Here is a 3492-nt window from a genome sequence, read left to right as displayed (position 1 = left end):
ACGATTTATAACACCGAAAGACCGCATGAGGCATTAAATAACATGACGCCGATTGAGTATAAAACACTAAAACAAACAGCATGATTTTCTACTTGAATCTTGTACTAAGTTTGGGGTATTTACACTTAAAGTCTAGTCTGTTAGCACAGTCTTCCATTCTTTTGTAATAGTTTGTAAATTTAGACCCAGCATAAAGTTCTGATACTAATGCCGAATCATGTCTGTGTGTATCCCAAATACTATGTTTTGAGCAACGTTCGGAAAGGTCTTCAAAGTTACTATTATTGACTTTTTGTAAAATATCGTTATATTTATCCATATAGATTCTCGTCGTGGTGGATCTATAAAAAAAATCGATTTTTAGAAAAGCTCAATCGCCAAATTGGGCTTTTTCTTTTTTATAAATCCGAGTTTTACTAATTAGTTTTTAATATAAGCAATATTTTTAAATTGTCAAATTTCCATTCAACCAAAATCAACAAAAAAAAACATCACAAAGCCTTTTCCAAACTAACAAAAACAGCAAAAAATTTTTCCGACTTTTATACCTAAAGTATTAAAGTATCAAGTAAAAGCTACCGCCCTCACTTCGTTCGGTTGCTCAACCCCAATTTTTATTTTTTTACGTAGTAAAAAACTATAAAATTGCGGTTATATGTTTTTGTATTTGTGCTTATTTGTAGCTGTGTTTTTATTACTATTAAAGTAATTTATAAAGTTATCCCACTTGCTATTAAAGTATTTTTTAACAGCATCAAGCATTTTTGTTTTAGCATTTAATTCAATACTCAATTTATCGTTTTTTTCAAGCAAAATACTATTACGTTTTTTAAGTTCGGCATTTTCAAGCTCAATACTGTTTAATTTTTTATATGCAGGTTTGTAAAAATTAGTTACAACTTGCTCAAATTCTTTAACTTCCTTGCTTAATTTTTCAGTTTTTTGCTTGTAGTGATCTTTACGGTTTTTATAGTAATTTTTATGTTTTTCCAAACTTTTAATTTGTTTATTAAGATCTTCAAAATTACGTTTTTTTGTAATGTTTAATATGTTTAATTTAGTAATAACGTTGTTATTTTCAAATTCTGCTAAACCCACACGAAACCCGTGCTTTTTAGCATCTTCGATCGTTTCAATTACTTTTTTTTGTAAGTTTTGTGTTTGTTTAACAACTTCCTTATATTCTTCTGTGGTACCTGCTACTCTCGGTCTGGGCGTTTTGCTTTTACGTGTTAAATCGTATTTTTTACTAACAGCATTATAAAAATCGTCCTGAAGATCTTGCATTGCTTTTTTATACATTTTTACTTGTTGTTTTTTGTTGGGTTTAGTGTTGTTAGCTTTAGCTTTCTGATTATCTTCATATATTACTTTTTTACCGTCATGTACAAGATCAAAAGCTTTACTCACGTCTTGAACAACATAAAAATGTAGGTGCGGATTAGGTTCGTCCGTATGTTCTATTACTGATTTTAACTTATTACCATATTTATTTTTTAGCCAATTAATAGTATCTTTCTTGTAATCATTCCAGGAATTTTTTAAATCATTTGGTACAGACACAACACCAGCCAGCAAAATATTACTATCATTACGTAAAGCTCTTTTTTGACCGTTTTTTGTTGTTGTTGTAGTATTCCTCAGTTAATCTTTTAACTTCGTCCAAATCACAACCATAAAGTAATGTAGGGGGGAGGGGAGCAGGAACATGAGAACAATAACTTTTTAATCTGTTAGCTTCACTTAAAACCCCTGTAACGTTTGATTGTTTAACTTCTGTTTTGTATTTACCAACCGCTTTACCTGAGCCTTTTTTACTATAATTTTCTATATGTATAAATTGTGCTTTTTTCATAAAAAATCCTATATATTTTTGTTTGTATATATATGTTTTTATGAATTTTTTTTGAATTGTCAATGAAGTAATTTTATTAGTTCTAGCACCGACTAGAACTATTACATAGTTCATGCCGGCCCTACGGGGTTTATGCGTGCGTGTGGGGGGGTTAAATTGTTACTGTAGGTACATCGATTTTATCTATTTCTTCTTTCATTTTTGCTTTAACTAAAGCTTCTATTTCTGCTATATGTTTAATTATTTTGTCTCGTTCTTCACGTTCATCTTGTTTATTTTGTATCCGTTGTTTTATAGCATTTATAGTTTTATGTTTGTGTTTCAAATAAGCTTTACTGTCGTCTTTATTTTCAACATCATCATTTAATTTTCTTCTGTACTTAAATAACGACTTGTACCAGTTAAATGTAATTAAATTTAAATTATCCCCTTCCTGATCTTCTTGCTCATCTTCTAAAAGCATTTCTTCTTCACTAACGTCTTCTTTAAAGCTGTTTTTAAGCACGCCGCCTGTGCTTAATAAACGGCTTTTAAAAAGCTGGTTAGTCATTTCCAAAAACCAGTCACGATCTGCAATCATATCCGATGGTTTAACAGCGTATTTAAGTGTTTCTGCTACAGCATCAACTAAATCTTCACTGCTTTTTGTTTTCTTAACTGCTCGAATATCTACAATCGGTAAATAATCATTAATACCGAGACAATCTCTCCAAAGCTCTGCCCACTCATACTGTGTCATATACGATTTTTTACTTTTAAAATATGTAGATTTCTGAAGAAGTAAAGTGTGAAAATGCGGATGAGCTGTATTGTCTTTAGTATTTCTAGTGACTTCTATTGTTTTAACAAAACCCAAGTTATACTTTAAAAAATGCTTGCGTTTACACATTTTTCTAAACGCATTATTCATTTTTCCAATAGTTTCATTTAATTGTTCAACATTACAATTTTTAACAGTTAATGTTAAAAATAACCATCTACCACTTTTATACTGCTCCATAATACTTGGTAAAGCTTTATAAAATCTAGCTTTCCAAAAAAGTGATTTTCTCCACTGACAAACGGGGCAATGTCTCACTCTACAAAAAAATGTTTTTTTAAGCTTAATATTAACTTCTCCTGTTTTTGGATCAGCTATTTGCTTATGTAAATACCCCCTAAAATAGTACAGCACAAAAGTAGAAAATTCTCTATGATACAAGTAAAGGGGATTTAATGATGAAAAAAATGACTGAACATCAAATCGTCGCTATTTTAAAAGAAGCTGAAGCAGGTATTCCTGTCAAGGAACTCTGCCGTAAATATGGCATGGCAAATTCAACTTTCTATAAATGGCGAGAAAAATACGGCGGAATGGAAACTTCGGATATCAAACGCTTAAAAGAGCTGGAGGCTGAAAACCGTAAGCTTAAGCAGATGTTTGCCGAACTGAGCTTAAAATCCCAGCTTCAGGAAGAAATCATAAAAAAGCTTTAGTGCCAACTGGGGCACGTAAAACGTGGGCACAGCAACTACAACAAAATCATTCAGTTACTATTGCTATGAGTTGTGCCATTGTTGGCTTAAGCCGTTGTGCTTACTATCATCAACCTAAGTTACCGGATGATTCGGTGATTATTTCGGTGTTGAATGCTATC

General features: G+C 31.4%; 5 protein-coding genes. 2 read left to right on the top strand and 3 right to left on the bottom strand.

Annotated elements, in window-relative coordinates:
• Positions 1-3 precede the first annotated feature (3 nt).
• The gene (locus tag A9G24_RS13340; protein WP_442902743.1) at positions 4-84 is read left to right on the top strand and encodes an integrase core domain-containing protein; all 81 of its coding nucleotides are present in this window, start codon (positions 4-6) and stop codon (positions 82-84) included.
• Positions 85-651: 567 nt separating this feature from the next.
• On the opposite strand, the gene A9G24_RS06360 is transcribed toward A9G24_RS13340, so the two are convergent.
• The 3 genes from A9G24_RS06360 to A9G24_RS06350 form a co-directional block, all read right to left on the bottom strand.
• Entirely contained in the window at positions 652-1578 is a 927-nt protein-coding gene (locus tag A9G24_RS06360) for a hypothetical protein (RefSeq protein WP_065638280.1), read from the bottom strand.
• Positions 1579-1591: 13 nt separating this feature from the next.
• Positions 1592-1855: a hypothetical protein gene (locus A9G24_RS06355; protein ID WP_141673091.1), complete on the bottom strand. Its 264-nt coding sequence runs from the start codon at positions 1853-1855 to the stop codon at positions 1592-1594.
• Positions 1856-2006: 151 nt separating this feature from the next.
• A complete protein-coding gene (locus A9G24_RS06350; protein WP_065638278.1) occupies positions 2007-3029 on the bottom strand; it encodes a protein rep in 1023 nt (340 codons plus the stop codon).
• Between the two features lie 44 nt (positions 3030-3073).
• Here A9G24_RS06350 and A9G24_RS06345 point away from each other — a divergent pair, with 44 nt between their 5' ends.
• Positions 3074-3331: a transposase gene (locus A9G24_RS06345; protein ID WP_065637205.1), complete on the top strand. Its 258-nt coding sequence runs from the start codon at positions 3074-3076 to the stop codon at positions 3329-3331.
• Positions 3332-3492 lie beyond the last annotated feature (161 nt).

It is taken from the genome of Gilliamella sp. App6-5, assembly GCF_001690525.1.
GTDB lineage: Bacteria > Pseudomonadota > Gammaproteobacteria > Enterobacterales > Orbaceae > Gilliamella > Gilliamella apicola_H.
Note: the sequence above shows the minus strand (reverse complement) of the source record. Positions and strands in the feature narration are given on the sequence as shown.

Excerpts from the sequence above, each read along its gene's own strand:
- A9G24_RS06355 (WP_141673091.1), bottom strand. The coding sequence starts at position 1,855 with ATGAAAAAAGCACAATTTATACATATAGAAAATTATAGTAAAAAAGGC.
- A9G24_RS06345 (WP_065637205.1), top strand. The coding sequence starts at position 3,074 with ATGAAAAAAATGACTGAACATCAAATCGTCGCTATTTTAAAAGAAGCT.